This is a genomic window from Paenibacillus alvei DSM 29 (assembly GCF_000293805.1).
Lineage (GTDB): Bacteria > Bacillota > Bacilli > Paenibacillales > Paenibacillaceae > Paenibacillus_B > Paenibacillus_B alvei.
On record NZ_AMBZ01000002.1, the window covers coordinates 339946 to 360897 of the forward strand.

At 47.9% G+C, this 20952-nt stretch carries 17 protein-coding genes and 1 riboswitch; of the genes, 4 read left to right on the plus strand and 13 right to left on the minus strand.

Annotated elements, in window-relative coordinates; all coding sequences use genetic code 11:
• Positions 1 to 65: 65 nt before the first annotated feature.
• From PAV_RS07945 to PAV_RS07990, 9 genes are all read right to left on the minus strand, one after another.
• A complete protein-coding gene (locus PAV_RS07945) occupies positions 66 to 344 on the minus strand; it encodes a hypothetical protein (protein ID WP_005544979.1) in 279 nt (92 codons plus the stop codon).
• Positions 345 to 878: 534 nt separating this feature from the next.
• Positions 879 to 1196: a hypothetical protein gene (locus PAV_RS36040; RefSeq protein ID WP_005544983.1), complete on the minus strand. Its 318-nt coding sequence runs from the start codon at positions 1194 to 1196 to the stop codon at positions 879 to 881.
• 521 nt (positions 1197 to 1717) lie between these two features.
• Positions 1718 to 2590 (minus strand): UbiA-like polyprenyltransferase, encoded by an 873-nt coding sequence (locus PAV_RS07960; RefSeq protein WP_040735612.1) that lies wholly within the window; start codon positions 2588 to 2590, stop codon positions 1718 to 1720.
• A 136-nt stretch (positions 2591 to 2726) separates the two neighbouring features.
• Positions 2727 to 4019, minus strand: coding sequence for an aspartate aminotransferase family protein (locus PAV_RS07965; protein WP_005544987.1), 1293 nt, complete (start codon positions 4017 to 4019; stop codon positions 2727 to 2729).
• 188 nt (positions 4020 to 4207) lie between these two features.
• Positions 4208 to 6181 carry a peptidase U32 family protein gene (locus PAV_RS07970; RefSeq protein WP_005544989.1) on the minus strand — a complete coding sequence of 658 codons (1974 nt, stop codon included), beginning with the start codon at positions 6179 to 6181 and terminating at the stop codon, positions 4208 to 4210.
• 227 nt (positions 6182 to 6408) lie between these two features.
• On the minus strand, positions 6409 to 7200 hold the full coding sequence (locus tag PAV_RS07975; RefSeq protein ID WP_005544991.1) for an energy-coupling factor transporter transmembrane component T family protein: 792 nt from the start codon (positions 7198 to 7200) through the stop codon (positions 6409 to 6411).
• A gap of 3 nt (positions 7201 to 7203) precedes the next feature.
• Positions 7204 to 8109: an ATP-binding cassette domain-containing protein gene (locus tag PAV_RS07980; protein WP_005544993.1), complete on the minus strand. Its 906-nt coding sequence runs from the start codon at positions 8107 to 8109 to the stop codon at positions 7204 to 7206.
• A complete protein-coding gene (locus tag PAV_RS32240; protein ID WP_005544995.1) occupies positions 8097 to 9644 on the minus strand; it encodes an energy-coupling factor transporter ATPase in 1548 nt (515 codons plus the stop codon). The genes PAV_RS07980 and PAV_RS32240 overlap by 13 nt, the downstream gene beginning before the upstream one ends.
• Complete coding sequence (locus tag PAV_RS07990; protein ID WP_005544996.1) at positions 9628 to 10026, minus strand: NusG domain II-containing protein; 399 nt, start codon at positions 10024 to 10026, stop codon at positions 9628 to 9630. The genes PAV_RS32240 and PAV_RS07990 overlap by 17 nt, the downstream gene beginning before the upstream one ends.
• Before the next feature lie 265 nt (positions 10027 to 10291).
• On the opposite strand from PAV_RS07990, the gene PAV_RS07995 reads away from it, so the two are divergent.
• A complete protein-coding gene (locus PAV_RS07995) occupies positions 10292 to 11374 on the plus strand; it encodes an FAD:protein FMN transferase (protein ID WP_005544998.1) in 1083 nt (360 codons plus the stop codon).
• 128 nt (positions 11375 to 11502) lie between these two features.
• Here PAV_RS07995 and PAV_RS08000 read toward each other — a convergent pair whose 3' ends face one another.
• From PAV_RS08000 to PAV_RS08015, 4 genes are all read right to left on the minus strand, one after another.
• Positions 11503 to 12195 (minus strand): DMT family transporter, encoded by a 693-nt coding sequence (locus PAV_RS08000; RefSeq protein ID WP_238555779.1) that lies wholly within the window; start codon positions 12193 to 12195, stop codon positions 11503 to 11505.
• Positions 12196 to 12525: 330 nt separating this feature from the next.
• Positions 12526 to 14436: a beta-N-acetylhexosaminidase gene (locus PAV_RS08005; RefSeq protein ID WP_005545002.1), complete on the minus strand. Its 1911-nt coding sequence runs from the start codon at positions 14434 to 14436 to the stop codon at positions 12526 to 12528.
• A 248-nt stretch (positions 14437 to 14684) separates the two neighbouring features.
• Complete coding sequence (locus PAV_RS08010) at positions 14685 to 15569, minus strand: formate/nitrite transporter family protein (RefSeq protein WP_005545004.1); 885 nt, start codon at positions 15567 to 15569, stop codon at positions 14685 to 14687.
• 300 nt (positions 15570 to 15869) lie between these two features.
• Positions 15870 to 17306 (minus strand): NAD(P)/FAD-dependent oxidoreductase, encoded by a 1437-nt coding sequence (locus PAV_RS08015; RefSeq protein WP_005545006.1) that lies wholly within the window; start codon positions 17304 to 17306, stop codon positions 15870 to 15872.
• 98 nt (positions 17307 to 17404) lie between these two features.
• Positions 17405 to 17503: riboswitch (purine riboswitch) on the minus strand.
• Positions 17504 to 17820: 317 nt separating this feature from the next.
• Here PAV_RS08015 and PAV_RS08020 point away from each other — a divergent pair.
• The 3 genes from PAV_RS08020 (at position 17821) to PAV_RS08035 (ending at position 20904) form a co-directional block, all read left to right on the plus strand.
• Positions 17821 to 19080, plus strand: coding sequence for a LytTR family transcriptional regulator DNA-binding domain-containing protein (locus PAV_RS08020; protein WP_005545008.1), 1260 nt, complete (start codon positions 17821 to 17823; stop codon positions 19078 to 19080).
• A gap of 259 nt (positions 19081 to 19339) precedes the next feature.
• The gene (locus tag PAV_RS08030; protein ID WP_005545012.1) at positions 19340 to 20194 is read left to right on the plus strand and encodes an ABC transporter ATP-binding protein; all 855 of its coding nucleotides are present in this window, start codon (positions 19340 to 19342) and stop codon (positions 20192 to 20194) included.
• On the plus strand, positions 20191 to 20904 hold the full coding sequence (locus PAV_RS08035; protein ID WP_005545014.1) for an ABC transporter permease: 714 nt from the start codon (positions 20191 to 20193) through the stop codon (positions 20902 to 20904). Before PAV_RS08030 ends, PAV_RS08035 begins: the two co-directional genes overlap by 4 nt.
• The last annotated feature ends 48 nt before the right edge of the window (positions 20905 to 20952 follow it).

The following is a 20952-nucleotide window of genomic DNA, read 5'->3' on the forward strand; positions in this document are numbered from 1 at the left end:
GATATTCATTATATTCCTTACAGGATGATGGTACGGATGGAATATTGCACTTCTCTCCCCTATTTCTATGCAGCGTTATAAACAAGGACTTGTATCAATACGATTGTCATAAAAGAGATAGCACCAACCATTTTAGCAGGATGAGTAAGCTTGTAATTATGGAAAGGAGCGATTCGATTGGCAATGAACCCGAACAAAAGTGTGCCTACAAACAAAAATAAACCGCTTAGTATCATATGGTTCATTGAATTCGCGATGCTAAGTGTATGATTGATAAACAGAACCCACAGGTAACCAAGAAAAGCATGGATAACGATCGAAAGCATTCCTTCTTTGATATTCATACACACCTCTCCTTTTTAAATATATCAATTTGTTTACCTAGAACAAGTAAAAGCAGATGATCTACATCTGCTTTTACTTGTTCTAATACTACTTACAAAATTATCCATGAAGAGTCATTCCTCAACAGGACATCTGGTATTCCATCGTCCCTCTGCACAAATTTTGTATGGTGGAACATAACAACCTATCACAGTAGCTCCAGCACAAATAATTCTCCCAAAAGGAATTTTATCAGCAAACACACAAGCTCCACCAACCATTGCTGCACATGTACCTTCATAAGTATCTCCGTATTCCTCGTATCTTGTACAAGTCCAACAATATCGATCTACCAAAGTCACATCACTGTCATATGATTTTTTTAGTTTTTCAGCTTTATCTGTTAATGACGTAAGGTAGCTTCTCAAATTTTCATTTTCATTAACTTGGTAAGAAGCTTGAATATCCCCTGCATGATCTCTTACATATATTTTCCGTCTGAATACGATTTGCTGTAATCGATAATCAGAGTATCAACTTGCTTTTTCTTTACATCATGAAGTGAAAGTCAAAAGAGAAGCTAATTGAATCGTTTCTTGCACATCATAACCATACTCAAATTGAAATTGAGCAATATATCCGTAAAGATTATTATTCTCATCTCTAAGATAGTTCATTAATTTTGGTTCACTTTTAATTAAGTCATTTTTGTATTTAACATAATTGTTATCAATCGTTACCATTTGCAAAAACTCTTCTTTACTTGGTAATTCATCACTCGCAATCGCAAATGAATCTGCACTGAATAAAATACTGCTTAGCACAAACACAGTTAGTAACATTACGATCGTTGTTTTAGTAATGGTTTTCAAATAAAGTCTCCTCCATTATTTATGATCGTTCAATCTATTAAATACCTTGTTATCATAAATTTAAGAATAGGAAACTGAAAAAATCCCCTTATTATTATTTCGAATCATTATCAAATCTAGAAGCTAATTGCTTGATTGTCATACATGGTTTTGGAAAATTCAGATTTTTTGTAGTAATAGCGATAATTTGGAGGGTGTTTATTTTCAAGTAAAAATTCATGGGGAAAAAATTATGGATTATTTCTGAAGAGTTGTTACTGGCACAGAACTTTAAGTTTTTGAATTCAATCATAAGTTCATTCAGTCATCCCCCTTTCTATGACACTAGTAATGAGATGCAAAAATATAAATTATGTTAATTTATTAAGCCCATTAGAAACCTACCATATTTTTACTTACGCGTCAATTTCAATAAACAAATTTTTAATAGAAGTGATAAACGCTTCACAAACCATAAAATCGGAAATATCAATAAATAAAAAAGGACCCGCTTCAAGACAGGCCCCCTATTTTCACCCTCTTTAATTCATAAAAAAGTCTGCCATTGTACAGCACAGGATAGTCATACTGATGACTTGATTCAAGTTGTACGAGGCCACGTTCATCCGCTTGCGGCTGGATGGCTTGATGATGTTGTGCTCCAGCATAAGCAAAATGATCGCGATGCCGATGCCGATTAAGTAGATGGTGCCTAGACCGCGAATGACGTACAGCGTCAGCAGCAGCACAACCATGATTGTATGGAGCGAGCGTGCAATAAAGAGCGAGTCCTCGTAGCCAAAGATGCTTGGCACTGACCATAGTCCCGTCTTGCGGTCGAATTCGATATCCTGCGTGGCATAGATGATATCAAAGCCTGCAATCCACAGCATGACGATTGTGCCCAGAATAAACGGCGTCACGGCAAATTTGCCCGTCACCGCGAACCAAGCGCCAATTGGGGCAGATGCGATCGTAAAGCCCAAATACAGGTGGCACAGCCATGTGAACCGCTTCGTATACGAGTACGAACAGATAAGCACAATTGCAACAGGCGACAGCCAAAGGCAGAGCGAATTCAGCATGCCTGCTGCCGCGATGAAGATGGCAAAGTTGATGATGACGAACAGAGTTACCTCTCGTCCATGCAGCAGCTTTTGCGGCATATGCCGGTGCGCCGTGCGCGGATTGGCAGTATCGAACGGCAAATCGGCCAAACGGTTGAATGCATTCGCTCCGTTTCGGGCTGCCACCAGCGCGATGAGCGACCAAAGCATCACGTGGAAGGAAGGTATCCCGCCTGCCGCCCATACCATCGAGATAATGGCGAACGGCAGCGAGAATAATGTATGGGAGAACATAACGAGTTCTCCGAACATGCGCGTTTTATGAATAACCTTTTGAATAGTAACCATAGCTTACATACACCCCATGAGTGTTCAAATATCTGTTGCCCTGCAAGAACTACATATAATATGTGCAATTATGCTTCCCTGCAAGCATTCTCTATCTACCGTGTTATCGACATTCCTGGATTGCGGCGTGGAAATTCTATTGGACCGCCTCCGCTAATACTTCATCCAGTTCCTTCAGCATGCTGTCGATATCCTGTTCTGTCATGACGAGCGGAGGTTGGAAGGCTATCACATTGCGTCCAAGACCATTTTTCCCGATAATATAGCCGCGATCCTTCATCGATTCCAGGACTTGATCCGTTAGTGCCGCACTATCCAAGTTATCTGTACCGTGCAGCTCCGCACCAAGCATCATCCCCTTGCCGCGCACATCCACGAGCACCTTATGCTTCGCCTGCAGCGCCTGCAATCCTGTCTTCAACTGATTACCTAGTCGCTCTGCACGTCCTACCAAGCCTTCCTGCTCAATATAATCAAGCACAGCCAGTGCAGTAACGGAGGATACCGGGTTGCCGCCAAATGTAGAAGCTGACGCGCGGTTGAAGCTTGCTGCAATTTCATCCGTTGTCGCAAATGCACCAATTGGCACACCGTTGCCAAGCGCCTTCGCCATCGAAATAATATCAGGCACAACGCCGTAATGCTCCATCGCGAACATGCGGCCTGTACGGCCAAAGCCGGTTTGAATTTCATCGGCAATCATCAGGACACCATGCTGTTCCAGCAGCGCCTTCACCTCGCGAAAATACCAATCTGGCGGCGCAATCATGCCTCCATTGCCTTGAATCGGCTCTACAAGCATCGCCGCGAAAGTCTCACCCTTCTCCTCCAGCACCTTCTTTAACGCCTCAATAGAACGGCGTGCAGCCGTCTCATCATCTGTCTCTGGATCATATGGGCGCGGGATGAAGGTAACGCCGCTGTCCAGATAATCATCAGCACGCCACATTGGAATGCCTGTTACCCCCATCGTCAGAAACGTGCGTCCGTGCAAACCATACTCCAGTGCAATGAAGTTACGGCGCTTCGTGTGCAGTCTGGCGAGCAGCATCGCACCCTCATTCGCTTCCGAGCCGCTGTTGCAGAAGAAGGTACGCTTCAGAGTGCCCGGCAGAACGCCGTTTGCAAGCCGCTCCGCTAAATCGACCATCGGCTGTGTTAAATAAATTGTTGTCGTATGCTGAAGCGTCTGTAACTGCTTAATTGTTGCACCCGTAATTGCTGGATTGCAGTGACCGCTCGCTACGACCGACACCCCTGCGAAGAAGTCAGTATATTGTGTACCCTTCTCGTCGTACAAATACTGCATCGAGCCGCGTACAATTTGCGGCGGATTGCGATAGAAGTGTTGTGTGCATGGGAAAAAGTATTGCTTCCGTTTCTCAATGACACCTTCTGCTCCGATATACGATGTTTGCTCCTTGTTCACGTCGTAAGCACCCTTTCTCATCCTAAACTGCGGAAACGGCCTGACTGCTTCCTATCAAGCCATGTCGTTTCTCATCTCAATACTTGAATTGCATTCATTACTTTATCTATATGTCATGTGCGCATCCTACTCATTCGGAATCAGTCAAGCGCAAGGAAGTACACATTCGATTTCACAAGAAAAAGAAGTTAGGCATGCACCGGTTCCAAGTCCATTGACAGCGCCTGACCGAATTGCAGCGAACCAAGCGTATAACCTGCGTATACCGGCTTCATGCCTGCATACAATTCGCCGCACCGTGACAGATCTTGAAGTGCTGTACGATATGTGCCCACGATGCTGCGCAGCTGCTCTGTTGTGTAAGACTTGCCTTCGATGCGGAAATGGTTAACACCCGCTTCATGCAGCTCTTTCAAGAATGGCAGGTAGCACAGCTCCTTGGCCGTCGCCAAATGGTTGCGTCCGCTCCAGTCGCGGTACACCGGATTCTCGCCCTTGTCAGTCATCAGCACGAGATACTGATTGTCGACATGCTTGTTATCCTCCTGCATAATCGGCTCCATCGCAACCGTATTCTCATACAAATCCAGCTCCAAATACATGACGATAGGAGAACCGTGCACGATGACTTCTACTGGCACCTGCTTCGTCTCTTGCAGCAGGTTCGCTAAATCGTTAAGCGGAAGCTCAAGCGATGCATGTACGCGCTCCAGGCCGAAATAATCATGGTAGAGCTTCGCCGACATATGGTTAAACACATTCAGGTTAAAATCGCCTATCATCGGCAGCCCGCAATCACGGAACTTATGCATGGCCCCGATGTTCGTAACGAGCAGGCCGTCAAGACCGTATTTCCCACCTTGCAAGAAATGATTGTACTGCTCCATATGCAGCTCATTCATCATCCGCGGCATGCCGAGAACGATTTGGGAGGAATCTTTCATCTCGGTCAGCATTTCAATATCTTTGCGCGTAAATGGCACATCTGGCTGGAACACGTCGCCGGTCAAATAAACAATGTCTGCGCCTGCTTCGATAACAGCCTTCGCCTGCTCCACATTGTTAACATGAACAGACAATTGAGGCTGTTCCATCTTCTCTGGCTGGCGGACATCAGCTAACGTCTCGCGCACCTGCTCCAGACGCTCTGGCTTTACCTCACGCTCAGCAGTAGGTGTACTGAATACCTTGCCCGTACTGTAAAATTTACCCGTGCCCTCATAGCGAGTGTTAATATAATCAAGTCCTGGCTTGCCGAACGCATAGGCCGTGGAGAAGTCGCGCTTGCGGTTTTCATATAGTGTATCACTGTCTTTCTTCCGATTATAGCCAAGCGGATCCGCAATATAGCGATCGATCGCGTCGCCATAGCTGTTGACGATCATAAGCAGGAACTCTAGATCCCGCATTCGCCCCTCAAGCTTGAATGATGTAATTCCTGCTTTAATAAGTTCAGGAATATGCTCATACATGTACATATCCTTTGCCGCCAGCGGATATTCGGTCGGATACACATTGCCGTCCTTCTTCACTCGGTAGTCCCAGCGGCAAGGCTTCATACAGCGTCCGCGGTTTGCACTATTGCCATACAGCATCGAGCTGTAGAAGCAGTTGGCGCCATGTACTGTACACATGTCACCATGGACGAAATATTCGAACTCCATGCCTGTCTTCGCCTGCAGCAGCTCTGCCGTATGCAAATCCATTTCACGGGAAGCAACAACACGAGTTACGCCCATTTCCTTCAGCGCTTCAATCATATCTAAGTTGTGTACATTCATCATAACAGAAGAATGAATCGGTACATTCGTTAATTGCATATCTTGGATGAGTGGGAATACGGCCAGATCTTGTGCAATAATGGCGTCTGGACCTACTTCGTTCAAGAACGATAAATAACGCTTTGCCTCGTCCAAATCAACTTCATTAAGCAGGTTGTTGACGGTAATATAAGCGCGCTTGCCGCGGTCATGAGCCATGTTCACGGCTTCACGTACTTCCTCATAGCTAAGATTATAGCCCTTGCGCATCATCCGCATGTTCAGGGACGGTCCCCCGAAGTAAACAGCGTCGCAATTCGCGTCAATGATCGTTTTAAAGATGTCAAACGTTCCGGCAGGTGCCAACAATTCAATTTCTTTTCCATTAAAATATCTAGCCACAGTCGCTCTCCCCCAAGTCAGTTCTTCTCAGTAGTCTTGTCCAACGTATCGAAATATGTCCTTATAAGAATAAGCAAATAACCAAAAACCAAATATTTATATCTTAAATATACCATATTAAAATTGTTTATGTGACTAATTTCACAATATATACAATAAATAACGCGCAATTCGCTGCACCTCCTTTTCGTTAGAAAAGAAACAACGAACTGCGCACCATTACCATTCTACCATAGTAGAACTAGTACTAACATCGCAACAAACAATGCCATGAACAACGTATCCGTCAGCTTCCATACCAATTGACGCAGCGACGTGCGCGGCGCATTCAGTACGTATCCTCGCGCTTCCATCGCCTGCACCAACTCTTCTGCACGGCGAAAGGCGCTCACGATAACAGGCACCATCAGTGTCATGACGAGCTTGCCCTTCTGGGCAAAGGACAAATCCGCATAATCCGCTCCGCGGGATGCCTGTGCCTTCATTACCTTCTCCGCTTCCTCGAATATCGTCGGAATGAAGCGAAGCGATATCCCGATCATCATGGACCAGCGCTGCGGTGAACCGCCGATTAGCCGGATCGGCTTTAGTACGCGCTCAAGCCCGAGATTCAGCTCCACTGGGGCCGTTGTAAATGTCAGGATCGCCGTCAGCGTGACAAGCAGCGCCATTCTCCATACGGCGTAAGCTCCGTAAGTAACGCCACCAGTCGTTATTTTCAAGCCGCCTACCTGCACCAAAGCACTGCCGCTCGAATCGAACAGAAGATAGAAAATAAACATGAAGGCCATTATGAGCCACAGTGGACGAGAAGCACGAAAATAGCGGTACAGCGAAATACGCGAGCTTGACATCATGAGCAGCGCAAAGCCCGTAAGCGCCGCAAGCTCCACGAACTGTTCCGCGAGAATGACAGCGACAAGGTAGATAACCATCGCGATCAGCTTCGCGCGCGGATCAAGGCGGTGAATCCAGGAATCGGCCGCTACGTAGCGGCCTAGCATCATTTTTGCCTGCATACGCTATTCCTCCTCCTCCACCGGTAGACGATTCCCCTGCTCCTGTAATCTGTGCTCCATCTGTGCCTTTATCCATTCTGCCCATTCGGCAGCACTGCATGGCAGCTTCTCCTTCGGCACACCAGTCCGCTCCATGACAAGGGCGGCCAACCGCATCGTGGCGGGCAATAATATTCCTGCCTCCTCCAGCCTCTCCGGCTGCGCCATCAGTTCTGAGCGAGTGCCTTGAAACGTAACTCGTCCGTCCTTCATTAAGGCAAAGGAATCGGCATAAGCAAACAGCTCATCCAGACGGTGGGTCACCATGATGACTGTCTTGCCTTCTTCCTTGCACAGCTTGTAGAGCAGCTCAATCAGCTCTGTCCGGCTCACAGGATCTAGCGTCGCTGTCGGCTCATCTAATACAACAATTTCCGGATTCGAGGCAAGCACCGTTGCAATCGCCACCTTGCGAATCTGTCCGCCGCTCAGTTCGAACGGGCTCTTCTCAAGCAGTGTGTCCGGCAGCCCTACCTGCCGCATCGCCGTACGTGCGGAAGCCTTCGCTTCCTCCTCGCTCTGCCCGAACTGCAAGGGGCCGAACAGAAGATCCCGTTCCACCGTGTCTTCGAACAACTGATGCTCTGGAAATTGAAAGACAAGACCTACGCGCCGTCTAAGCTCCTTCAAGCCGCGCTCTTGCGTGCCTCCTTGGAATGTATACTCGAGCACCTGCAGCTTGCCGTCAGTAGGCTGCAATATACCGTTCAAATGCTGAAGCAATGTTGATTTGCCGGAGCCGGTTGCGCCAAGCAGCGCGATGAACTGCCCCTGCTCGAACGTGACCTGCAATTTATCCAGTGCAGGAGCGCCCTGTACTCCCTGCCCATGGTAACGGTACGTTACCCGTTCTGCAGTTATGATGGCCATAGTGCGTTCACCAGCTCTCTCTCATCATTCGTATCCGGCACATCTATCCCGTTCGTTTGCAGCGCCTTCGCCAATTGCAGCGTAAATGGCGCTTGCAGGCGGCATGCTTTCATAAGCGCTTCGTCTGCAAACAGCTCGGTTGGCGTTAGGTCAGCCGCGATCACGCCATCCTTAACAACGATGACACGATCTGAAGCAAGAATTTCCTCCGCATCATGCGTAACCGATAAAATCGTATAACGATTCGAAGCATGCAAGCTCTTGAGCTGTGCAGTCAGTTGCCTTTTCGAACGCTCATCCAGCATTGAGGTTGCTTCATCAAAGATCAAAATGTCGGGATTGAGCACCATCATGCCTGCAATCGCCACACGCTGCTTCTGTCCTCCAGACAGCTCTGCCGGATGCCGATCAAGCCATTCCCGCACCTGGTATTCATCCGCTGCGCGCTCCAAACGCCGTTCCATTTCAGCAAGCGGCATTTGGCGATTTTCCATACCGAATGCAATGTCATCCCGCACGGTCGTGGCGAAGAACTGATTGTCTGGATTCTGGAACAGAAACCCTACGCAGCGGCGAATTTCTGCAATACTCTCTTCGTTCAGTTGCTTCCCATTCACATAGATATTCCCTTTATGCGGAGTGAACAAACCATTGATGAGCTTCAGGAGCGTCGATTTGCCCGAGCCATTCGGCCCGATAACGGATACCCATTGGCCCCGGGGAACCTGAAGCGATATGCCATCGAATAACGCTGGGCCGTTTGAGTATTGAAAATGGATGTTCTCCATAAACACCGCTTCTTCATGAGAAGAAACGGCTGTGTCGGATACACTTGAAGCACCCCCGTCACTTTTAGCATGTAAAGCCCCCACAACATTTGCACTCACCGATCCGCCAGCTTGTGAACGTGCATGTGCCGCATTAATTTCCGCTTCATTCCCCCTGCCGTCCGACGCATCGATTTGCGGAACTAGCGAATCGAACAGCGGAAGCTTGGCAAGTGCTGCAACAATGTATTTCACCGCAATGCCGATAAAGATACCTGTTACAACACCTGTAATAAGCAGCACCGGCAAGTAATAGAAAATATTTGCCGTGCCAAACACAATATACGCCGCAGTCAACTGACCGGCGTTGTGCGCGGCGCCGCCAACAACACTGATACCGATCAGGCTGACATTGTCGCGGCCAATTTTCAAAATGGCGTACATCACCATAAAGCTGAACAAAGATCCTAAGAAACTAAATAGAAAGGCCGAGAATGTCCCCAGCATGAGCGTCATGAGCAGCGTCTTCAAGATGACGAGCGTCAAGGCGTCCCTTCCATTCAAGAAATATAAGCAAGCCAATATCATCACATTGGCTAGACCGAGCTTCGCTCCCGGAATAGGCAGAATCGTCTGCACCGGGAGCATCGCCTCCACGAAGCCGAGTACAACAGCGACAGCGCTGAATATTGCGATAATAACCGCCTTCTTCAACGCTTCCGACTGTTGGGATACGGCTGCACGCTTCGTATTATTGTACGACGGCATCGATGTCACTCTCCTCGCCAGCATCGCCCTCGCTGAACAGCTCGACAAGCACGCGATGAGGCAAGCATACGATTGTATCATTCGGTCTAGACACGAAGCCGAACGACAAGCATACCTTGTCAGAGCAGTCGGCATCGATCATTTCGATTCCTTTGTCATGCACCTTCAAAAGGTTGAAGCCATGATCCGTTTCGACTCGAATGGTTTGTTCTTTCTCGGTTAATTCCACTTTCTTATAGGGTTTCCCATCTACCGTGATATGAGCAAACACCTTGGAATTGTGCAAATTTTCACTTTCATTTTGAAAGAACCATTTCGGCACAAGAAATGCAAGCGCCGCGACAATAATGACTCCGATGAGAATCAGATCTCCACGTTTCATCTTGTTGACTCCTCGGGTTTCATTTTAATTTTGAAGCTATTTTTATTATACCTCTTCGTGAAAGAAGGTTCAATGTTCGTCCATGGCATAACCGTGAACATCAACGGATTTCAGCCTCGCTAACCGTTCTGTTGTGATATGCTTGATTTGCAACTTTTTGGGGAACTGCTATAATAAAATGCTTGGTTACAGCCCCATTCCCTTAATAAAAAGGATGTTCAAAACCTATCTTTTTCATTACACATATAGATGGAGGAATCGCCTTATGACACGTTCACGCAGCCTGCTTCGCAGCGCCATCGTTCTGCTGTCTGCTTGCGCCCTTATTTTGAGCGGATGCGGCAGCAGCGGAAAGGAGGCCTCGGGCACGAACGATACTGCTAGCAAGAAATCCGCCATTAAGCAGCAATCCTACTTTATCTTCGATACGATCGTCACCGTCAAGATTTATGATGAGCGAGCGGATCAAAAACAATTCAAGGATATTGAGAACCTTTTGAATGAAATCGACTCGCGTCTGAACCGGACAAAGGACACAAGTGAGCTGGCGAAGATCCATGCTGCTTCGGGCAAGGAGTCTGTTACCGTCACACCGGAGTCCTTTGACTTGATTGCCAAATCGCTGGATTATGCCAAGCGTACTGAAGGACGCTTCGATCCTACCGTTGGCCCGATCGTGGACTTATGGAATATTGGCCATGAGAATGCTAAGGTGCCGAATCCAGACAAGCTGGCACAGACGTTAAAGCTGGTCAATTATAAGGACGTGACGCTTGATCCTGCGAAGCATGCCATTAAGTTGAACCGTGAAGGTATGGAACTTGATATGGGCAGTATCGGCAAGGGGTATGCCGCCGACCGAATCGCGGACTACTTGCGCAATAACGGCTTCCCGAGCGCTATCATTGATCTAGGCGGCAATATTTTTGCGGTTGGAGCGAAGCCTGGCGGTTCGGATTGGACGATCGGCGTTCAAGATCCAGATGAAACTCGCGGCAACCAAATCGGCAAGATGAAGGTGCAGGACAAGACGATTGTGACGTCCGGCGTTTATGAACGATATTTTGTAGAGAACGGCAAGCATTATCATCACATACTTGATCCCGCTACCGGCTATCCGGTCGATAATGGTCTCAGCAGTGTGACGATTGTGACGAACAGCTCGACGGATGCCGATGCGCTGTCCACTTCCCTATTCGCCCTCGGCGTAGAGAAGGGCTTGAAGTTCGTCGAAGAAGATCCGAATGTCGAGGCCATCTTCATAACGACCGACCACAAGGTGTACTGTACGTCAGGCATTAAGGAAATTTTCGAGTTAACGAACGATAAGTATAAGATTGTCAATTAATAAGCTACTTATCGGAAAAATAGAACGCCCGCTGCCTTAATCGAACCTGCTCTAGCAGTCGATTCAAGATAGCGGGCGCTTGCTTTTTTCAAACATATGCTCTGATATTCAACGAGGCAAATCGACCTTCATCCCCACATGCTTATCAAGACCATGCCGGATGCCACAACAGCCGATGTCGCGATTCTCGTCCACCCCTGCTGCTCCTTCAGTACAACGATACCTAACATTGTTCCGATTACAATGCTGAATTCGCGGATCGGAGCGAGATGGGCAAGCGGCCCCAGTGTCATTGCGAACAAGAACAATAAATAAGAACCAGGCGAAATGATAGAGCCCAGTACAATCGTACGCCAATTTGCCTTCCACTCATGGCGTATCCGCTTCGTACGTATGATAGAAGGTGCTAAGAACAGAAGCGCGCCTAAGTTCGAAATTTGAATCAGTCCCAAGGGACTGAAAAACTCCACCACCATCTTATCAGTCAGCGTATAACTGGCTGTGCACATCCCAACGATGGTCGTAATTGCTAAGGTTAGCCACCAGAGTCTGCTGCGCGGCTCCTTCGAGGAGAACATGCCGCTGAGCGCAAACAATCCTCCGACAATCAGCAGCCAGCCAAGCCAGCCGATTAGAGATAAGCTTTCATCGTACAGAAATACGCTCACAATAGGTACGATGAGTGCAGCCGTTCCTCGCATCATTGGATAGACCTTGGACAGATCGCCGACCTGATAAGCCTTTGATACGAGCCATAGGTAAACTCCCTGAAGCAGTAGAGATAAGAATAATAGGAGCCCATTTTCCCATGACCAATTCATAACTAACAAATCATGAACAAAAAACGGCATAAACACAACTGCAGCCAAGCCGTGCAAGCAAAATAAAAAGATTCCTTATGAATGCTCCGCTTCGCGAACATATTCCAGGTGGCATGTGCAAAGGCAGAGGCGATGACCAATAGGAGGCCGTATATTTCCACTCTAGCATCTCCTTTGTAAAGATTCGTTTCAATTTCCCTTAATATATAAGTTAATCCACATGCTTCCTTCCCCCGTAACCGACAAAGAGGAGACCCATGCCAGATAAGGCAGAGTCTCCTCCTTGCGATGTTCAGCTGTTCAGCTGCATGACAGCATATGCTTCATCTATTAAATGGCAGAGAATACAGTACCGGTCACGATGCGATGGAAGAATGGCTGATGCGCTACGCGATGCTCGCCGACTGGATCATCACTGTAGAAAGGAAGGCGCTCCTGCTCAAGCTCCTCCAAGCAAGCTACACGTTCGTCAACAAAGTCGAGGATACGCTCTTCCGCCGACTGCAGACGTGCCATTACGGTACCGTAGCGGCTATCGATCACTTCCCAGCCGAATGGCTTGCTTGTCGCCATCCAGAGTGCCCGATGCGCCTTACGCGCTTCATCCACGAGCGGACGAATCGTAGGTATCACTTCGGTAGCGATGCGACGCAGTTCCTCCTTGTCGCCATTCCGATATGCACGGGTTACCTGTACACCAAGCATCGACTTTGCACCGACAGCCGCGGACAGCTTTGCGTACATATCGAATACGAGCGCATGATCGCCCGTCGTGTTATCTCGTGCAGCCGCAAGGCGTTGCGCCAACTCCTTGTAATGCTTCGGCAGCTTCGCTTCCAGCTCCTCTGTAAGGTAGATATCAAACAGCCCGAGCAGCGCATCCTGGAACAACAGGAACTTCGATCCATTCGAGCCGTGCATATTATTTTCCGCAACACCTGGAGTCTCATCCAAATAAGTCAATTGCCAGTAATCATCGAAGCTCTGGCCTGTGCACAGTTGGAAGCGTTCCTTCAACTTCACTTCATCCACTTCGCCTTCGGTATAACCATGCTCAGCGAACAACTGCAGGCCTGGGAGAATCGTCATATGGTTCGTCTCCTGGCCATTGTCGCCCCATGCTGTCGCAAATACTTCCTGAATCCCCTTCGACTTGCAGGCGAGCAGGGCTGGATTCGTATTCTGCCACGTCTTGCCATAGTTCGGGCTCATAGCGCCCCATACCCATACGCCGCCTGCGAATACTGGATCAGATCCAAGCTGGCGATGCTTCTCGATGAACTCTTCATAGAAGCCTTGATCATCGTGATAGTAATCCCAATAGACAAACTGAACACCCTTCGGAATTTGATCAACAACCTCATTTGTGAAGTTAATGTCAAGATCATAGTAATGCCCGCCATTTTTCATAAGCAGATGGAAATACATGTCGCTCCACATCATTGGAGTCAAGCCGTGCTTGCCCGTAATCTCCAAGACGCGAGCCAAATGCTCATTCATAATATCGAAACGCTCACGGAAGCCATGCTTGTGCATATATTTGCCCAGACCGAGACCGAACGCCTCATCCATCCCGATATGAATGCGCTTGGATCGAAGCGATTTCGTTGCCGCTACAACCATATCCTCTATGAAACGGTACGTCTCCTCTTCGCCTATGAGAAGGACATCCTCCGTATCCTTCATCTCGTTCGCATAGTCCCACTTCAGCGCCTGCGCCAAATGGCCAAGCGTCTGAATGCAAGCGACTACCTCAATACCGAACATGGCGGCATATTGATCAATTTCATACAGCTCCTCAGTTGAGTAGCGTCCGCGCATGTAGCCGAAATACGGACGTCCTGGAACTTCATACGTGTCTTCGGTATATAGCATTGCGCCATTCAAGCCCATCAGCGCCATTGAGCGCAGCGTTTGCTTCATCATATGCACATTCGGAACCGCATTCCGAGATGCATCGATCATCGTTCCGTTATACGTAAATTGCGGGTGCTCCGTAATATCGAACGGCTGTCCTTTGCGAAGCTGCTCGACGAACAGGCCAAGCGCACGGAAGAAATGAATGTCCGCCTCATAGCAAATCACCCCTTTTGTTCCATCCCATGCGGCACGAAGCGGCCCTTCCTCTTGCTCCACTCGTACGAGAGTACCTTCTGTACCTGCTTCCATATTTAATAACGACTGCAATTCTTGGATCCCTGGCAATAGTTGCTCGACACTGCCTATAAACTGTAACTTCACAGCAGATCCCTCCCCACGTGTTGTTGGATGCGCTTACAGATACGACATGATATCGCTATCTTCTCTTCTATATATGGCGCACACTAGTCACCCGTAGTTTACCACATCTATCTGTAATGGAGGTGACAAGCCCGTGAATTTATATAAAGAGCAGCATACCTGCGTTTTCGGCAAACAAAAAGACCGAGCCTAATCATGACTCGATCTTGCCTACCTTTACATACCAATGTTCTGCGCTGCTGCCTCAGTTAGTGAACAGGCGAGCTCGCCGCTCCCGAAGGCATCGCGTTGCTTTCAGCACCTGCATCCTTCGAATGCAGATGCTCGGAAGCCCCATTCGTTACCTTCTGGTTGTTCACATGCTGCGAACGCAAGTACACCATATAGTAAGCACCTGCTACAAAGACAACCCCTCCGGCCAAGTTGCCCAGCCAGACAGGAATGAAGTTCGACATATATTGCCCCCAGCTGAAATGCCCCTCAAAAATGGCTGCTGGAATGACAAACATATTGGCAACAACGTGTTGGAACCCGATGGCTACAAAAGCCATCGTCGGGAACCAAATGCCCATAATTTTTCCGCTGAAGCTCTTCGCCCCATAAGCCAACCATACCGCCAGTGCAACAAGCCAGTTGCAGCCAATCCCGCTGACAAAAGCCTGAATAAAGCTTTCATCCAGCTTATGAGCCGCTACATCAACTGTCTTCTGCAAATATGGGCCAGAACTCGTAAGCCCCACTACATGACCGAAGAAATACGCTACAAACAAAGCCCCCAAGAAATTAGCAAACGTAATCACCACGATATTTCGGATGGCCTCTCCGGTCGTTATGCAGCCTTTCATTCGAGCGAGCGGTACGGCCATCATATTCCCGGTCAACAGCTCTCCGCCAGCTAATAAGACAAGGATCAACCCTACGGGGAACAACGCTGCTCCAATCAAGCTATTAATACTTCCCCATTCCGCGGGCGCGGCTGCCGTCACCCGTATATATAAGAGATAACCGAGCGCAATAAATGCCCCGGCAAGAAAACCTAAGATCAGCATGGCAGACAAAGGATTTCTCGCTTTGATCGTTCCGGTTTCCACTGTTGCTTCCGCAATTTGCTGCGGCTTCAAATAACCTGACATCGACATAACCTCCTGCTTGTGCATATTCCGATGCAAGCCTGATCATCCCAAGGCCTGCTTTCCATTCGCACCTACCCAGATGCGATTCACCCCGGTTGGAATGTCAACTGAACAGGTTGCAAATTCATTGTAACGAAGCCCTCACCATGATGTTGTGCATTTTATCACAAAGTATATTTCAAATATTGACCATTTTGCGTATACAAGGAAATAGGTGCACAGCATACAAAAAAAGCCAGCAAGTCAAGGTCTCGACTCACTGGCCCTCCCCTATGAATTGGCTTGAGTGGCATCGTGCATTTACGCGCCGCGTTTGGCAACGATGCTGCGTGCAATGTGTACACCTGCGGCACCTGCCTGTGCGAGTCCGCGCGTAATGCCAGCGCCGTCTCCGCCGCAGTATAAGCCTTCAATTTCCGACTCCAATGTCGTATCCAGCTTTGGACGAGCGGAGTAGAATTTCGCCTCAACTCCATAAAATAACGTGTGCTCAGAAGCGATGCCCGGCGTTACGCGATCAAGCGCTTCAACCATTTCAATGAGACTCTTCATCGTATTGTATGGAAGTACAAGACCCAAATCCCCAGCAACGGCCTCTTTCAAGGTAGGCTCCAGGAATCCTTCTTGGATGCGCTTTTCTGTTGAGCGGCGTCCACGAATGATGTCCCCGTACTTCTGGACGATAATGCCGCCTCCGGACAAATCGTTCGCGCGCTTACAGATTTCACGAGCGTACTCATTCGGCTTATCGAACGGCTCCGTAAACTTATGCGATACAAGCAGCGCAAAATTCGTGTTTGCAGAGCCCAGCTTCGGATCCTTGAAGGAGTGCCCGTTCGCGCACATGATGCCACTGTGGTTCTCCACCACGACATGGCCAGACGGATTGCTGCAGAAGGTACGCACCTGTGTGCCAACAGACGTATTGAACACGAATTTCCCTTCATACAGGTGTTCATTGATTTCGCGCATAACGATATCGGAGGTCTCTACCCGCACCCCAACATCGACTTGGTTGTTGTACATTTTCAAGCGGCGCTTTTTCAATATTTCCGTCAACCATGCTGAGCCGTCACGTCCCGGCACGATTACCACTTGATCAGCTTCATGCTTCTCACCGCTCTTTAGCTCAATCCCCTTCACAATATAGCGCCCATCCTGCTTCTCTGAAATCAGATCCGCGACTTCTGTTTTGTAGGCCATTTCGACGCGAGGCTTCAAATATTCATAAATGGATTTTAAAATCTCCAGGTTCTGTTCCGTTCCCAAATGACGCACCTGTGCGCGCAGTAGCTTCAAGCCAGCAGAATAGCCCAGCTGTTCAATACGACGTACCGTTTCTGTTGTTGGATCGGTAATATCCGTTGTAGCTCCATGCTCCAGGTTGATTGCATCTACATATTTGATCAAGTCCAGTACTTGTGAAGCCGGCAAATAATCAGTCAGCCAGCCGCCAAATTCTGTCGTTACGTTAAATTTACCATCACTGTATGCCCCTGCTCCACCGAAGCCGTTTGTAATCGAACAAGCTGGGAGACAGCCGGCAAAATCCTTCTTTCCTGCCGCTGGAGGACACTTTTGGATTTTCTCCTCCAAAATCGGACAGTTGCGGCGATAAATATCATGTCCCTTATCTACGAGCAATACTTTCAGATGTGGAGCCTTCAAAGATAATTCATAACAAGTGAAAATACCAGCCGGACCTGCTCCTACAACAATTACATCATATTTACTCATTGTTTCCTCCTCGATGCTCACGATGTTTCGGTCTATTTATCTCTTATCCGATGAGCCTGCACCTATTTGGGCAAAAAAATATCCTGTTACGTGCAGGTATACCAAAGCATACCTATCGTAGTCAGGAATTTACGGCTCCTGGTAGAGACCCCTAGACCTTATCTCTGGGATATACGAACAGGATAAACAAAATAATGGCCAATCAATCCTTGCTCTCCACTTTCCGCGGGAGCAACCTTATTGTATCTAAATTTAACGAACAAGTCAACAACACTCACGCCCATTGTTCGTTAATTATTTTTAATCCCACATCATAATTTACTAATCACGATTATAAATAGAGCAAATTCCGAACATTATTATTTTGTCCACTTGCTTCATTATTCCCTGCTGCATTCAAAACTGCCCCCCCCTTCACAGTCAGCATCTACCCAAAATGAGGTTATCGATATATGATTTACCTATGATATAACTCACAACAAAGATTGGCATGCATACGATTGGAGGCACGCGTATGAACGCGCTTGAACCCCCCGCTGGGGATGGACTGATTATTGACAAACTATCGATGACAAAAGGCAACTCCACACTTTTAGATGCGCTGAGCGTACAAATAAATCCGGGACAGTGCATTGCGGTGCAAAGCAACCATATCACCGGACAGTTGATTATTGATTTACTAATAAATAGAGCCAAGCCCTCGGCTGGAAGCGTGACATGGCGCGGCATTCCATTTTCCTTCGCTTCTCTCGCCACTAAAATCGGCTTGATTCGGCAGAGTGAAGCCTTATATGAACGATTAACACCGAAGGAAGCCTTGACCTTCTTTATGAAAATGTATGGGGCCTACCATAAAGACCGCTTGGAACAGCTCTTGAAGCTAACCGGCTTGTATGAGCGCATGAATACGCCGCTAGGCAAATGCTCATTGCCCGAACAGCGCCGATTCCACCTAGCACGAGCCGCAGCTCATCGTCCAGAGTTGATTATCATCGAGGATCCTGAATTCCATATGGACTTGGAAAGCAGCTACCTGCTCCGTCAATGGATTAACACGATGTGCGAGGAGGGCGTTTCCATCTTCATGACTGTGCCTTCCTTGGAGAGTGCGCTCACAATGACCAATCATGTTGTACGCTTAACGCCTGTCGGCTTTAAGCCAGTCATCATTGAGGACGAGCCTGTAAATCAAATATCCGAGGTTGAGGCCCTTAACGTAGATGAACAAGCCAACCTCGCCCAGCAGTCAGGCTTGGAAGAAATAGCTCAGGAAGGCCACAAGAGTACAGCCGCAGTTTTAGACACATCAGATACTGAGCTAAGCGAAGAAGATGCCGAACTTGTACATAAAGAGGACGCTCCTAATGCGAAGCCTGAGGAAAAGGAAGACGAGCTTGATTCGGCAGCAGTAGGCAAACGCTTCGTCCCGCAAATTAGCTTTGACAAAATTCCAGCACGTATTGAAGATAAAATCGTGCTTATTGATCCGCTTGAATTGAATTATATCGAAAGCCAAGATGGCGCTTCCCAGCTTCATATGCATTCCGGTTCGCTGCCCTGCACGATGACGCTGACAGAATTGGAGCGCAAGCTCAAGGCATTCGGATTTTTCCGCTGCCATCGCTCCTACTTGGTCAATTTGCAGCGTGTCCGTGAAGTCATTATTTGGTCCCGCAACAGCTACAGCCTCGTGCTTGATGATGAGAATAAGAGCAAGGTGCCGCTCTCCAAGAATAAATACGAAGAAATGAAGGCTATTATGGGAATCGGATAGGATGACCGCTCCATTTAGCCGCAACGTCGTATCAAATCAGCTTCTAATCGGTTCCATCCTCCCTGCGAAACGCTCCATTCAACCACTGGAGTGCGCTATTCGCGGGGTTTTTGAGGTGCCGATCACCCTTTCACAGTACGATAAGGATGTCGACAGGGACGGCAGCGCAGCAATGAGCTGCACCGACCGCAAATGAGCAACAGCGGGCACTGACATTCGAATCGTATACAATATCATTTAGATAAAGCGAGGGTGACTCATGGAACCAATTATTGAAGTAAGAGCAATGACCAAGACATTCGGCAACAAGCAAGCCATAAAGCCAATCGATTTTACGATTCAGCGCGGCGAAATTTTTGGATTTCTCGGCCCAAGCGGCTCAGGTAAAACTACGACCGTGAAGATACTTACAGACCAGCTCCTTCCAACGGCTGGAACAGCCCGCGTATTCGATGTAGACATCGCGAAAATGAAGGATTCAGAACGCCAGCAGCATCTGTCCCGCATCGGCATATTAACGGATAATAGCACCTTGTACGAGCGGCTTACCATTGAGGATAATCTTGTGTTTTTCTGCAAGCTGTATCATGTGCCGACGAGCCGAGTACAGGAAGCACTAGAACAGGTCAACTTAACAAGCGAGCGTAAAACGACAGTGAAGCATTTATCCAAAGGGATGAAGCAGCGAGTAACACTGGCTCGCGCCTTGCTTCATAAGCCAGATATTTTATTCCTGGATGAACCGACATCTGCACTCGATCCAACGAATACGAAACGAATACATGAAGCCTTGCGGGAGTTGAACCGCATGGGAACAACCATCTTCTTGACGACGCATGATATGGAGGAAGCGGAATCACTGTGTGATCGCATCGCCTTTCTTCATCAGGGATGCATCGCTGCTATGGATACACCGCAGCGGCTGCGGCTGGCCCACATGGATCACGCCATTACGGTGGTCACGACTGATGGAACACATACCGTTGAACGCAATGAGGCTGGAGCAAATCGTATTCACGATTGGATGACATCCGGCAAGCTTATATCGATACATTCAAATGAACCAACATTAAGCGATATTTTCATTAAAGTGACTGGAGGCGTATTACAATGACATTTTCTATAAATCGAGTAACTGCCATGATTCAGAAGGAATGGAAAGAAGCTATGAGGAATCAAATGCTGTTAATTACAGCAGCTTTGCCGCTTATTTTCGCCTTCATGTTCAGCAATGGGACCATCGATGATGGCGCTACTCTTCTGATGATGCCAATCAACATGGCATTGCTGATTACTTGTTTATTTGCCCAATCGATGATGGTGGCAGAAGAGAAGGAGAAGCATACGCTGCGCGTACTGATGTTGTCCCCTGCCAAGCCGATCGAGGTACTGCTGGGTAAGAGCGCAATCTCCGTATTCCTGACATTATGTGCGCTGATCGCAACTTTTCTGATTGCAAAAACGCCAGGACTTCCGCTTATTGGCCTTGCTATGCTGATTGTGCCAAGTCTTATCATGTATGTAGCATTCGGTACGCTAACTGGCTTATTGTCCCGTACGACGATGGAAACTTCCTTCGTTGGCATGCCGCTTATGATTGTCTTCCTTATGGGGCCTGCATTCAGCAATGTCTTCAACAGCAGTGTGGTAGACACGATCGTGGCATACCTGCCAACATCTCAATTGTCGGAAGCTGCTCAGAAGCTGTGGGACGGTCAAGGGTTATTTTCCATTTCAATCCACGTAGGCATTATCACCATCTGGATGGCCGCCTCAATTATCATTACACTGATTGTATATCGCAGCAAACGTTACGACGCATAATGAGTTTGTCCGACAGGAAATACATTATTTCCCGAGAAATATACAGCG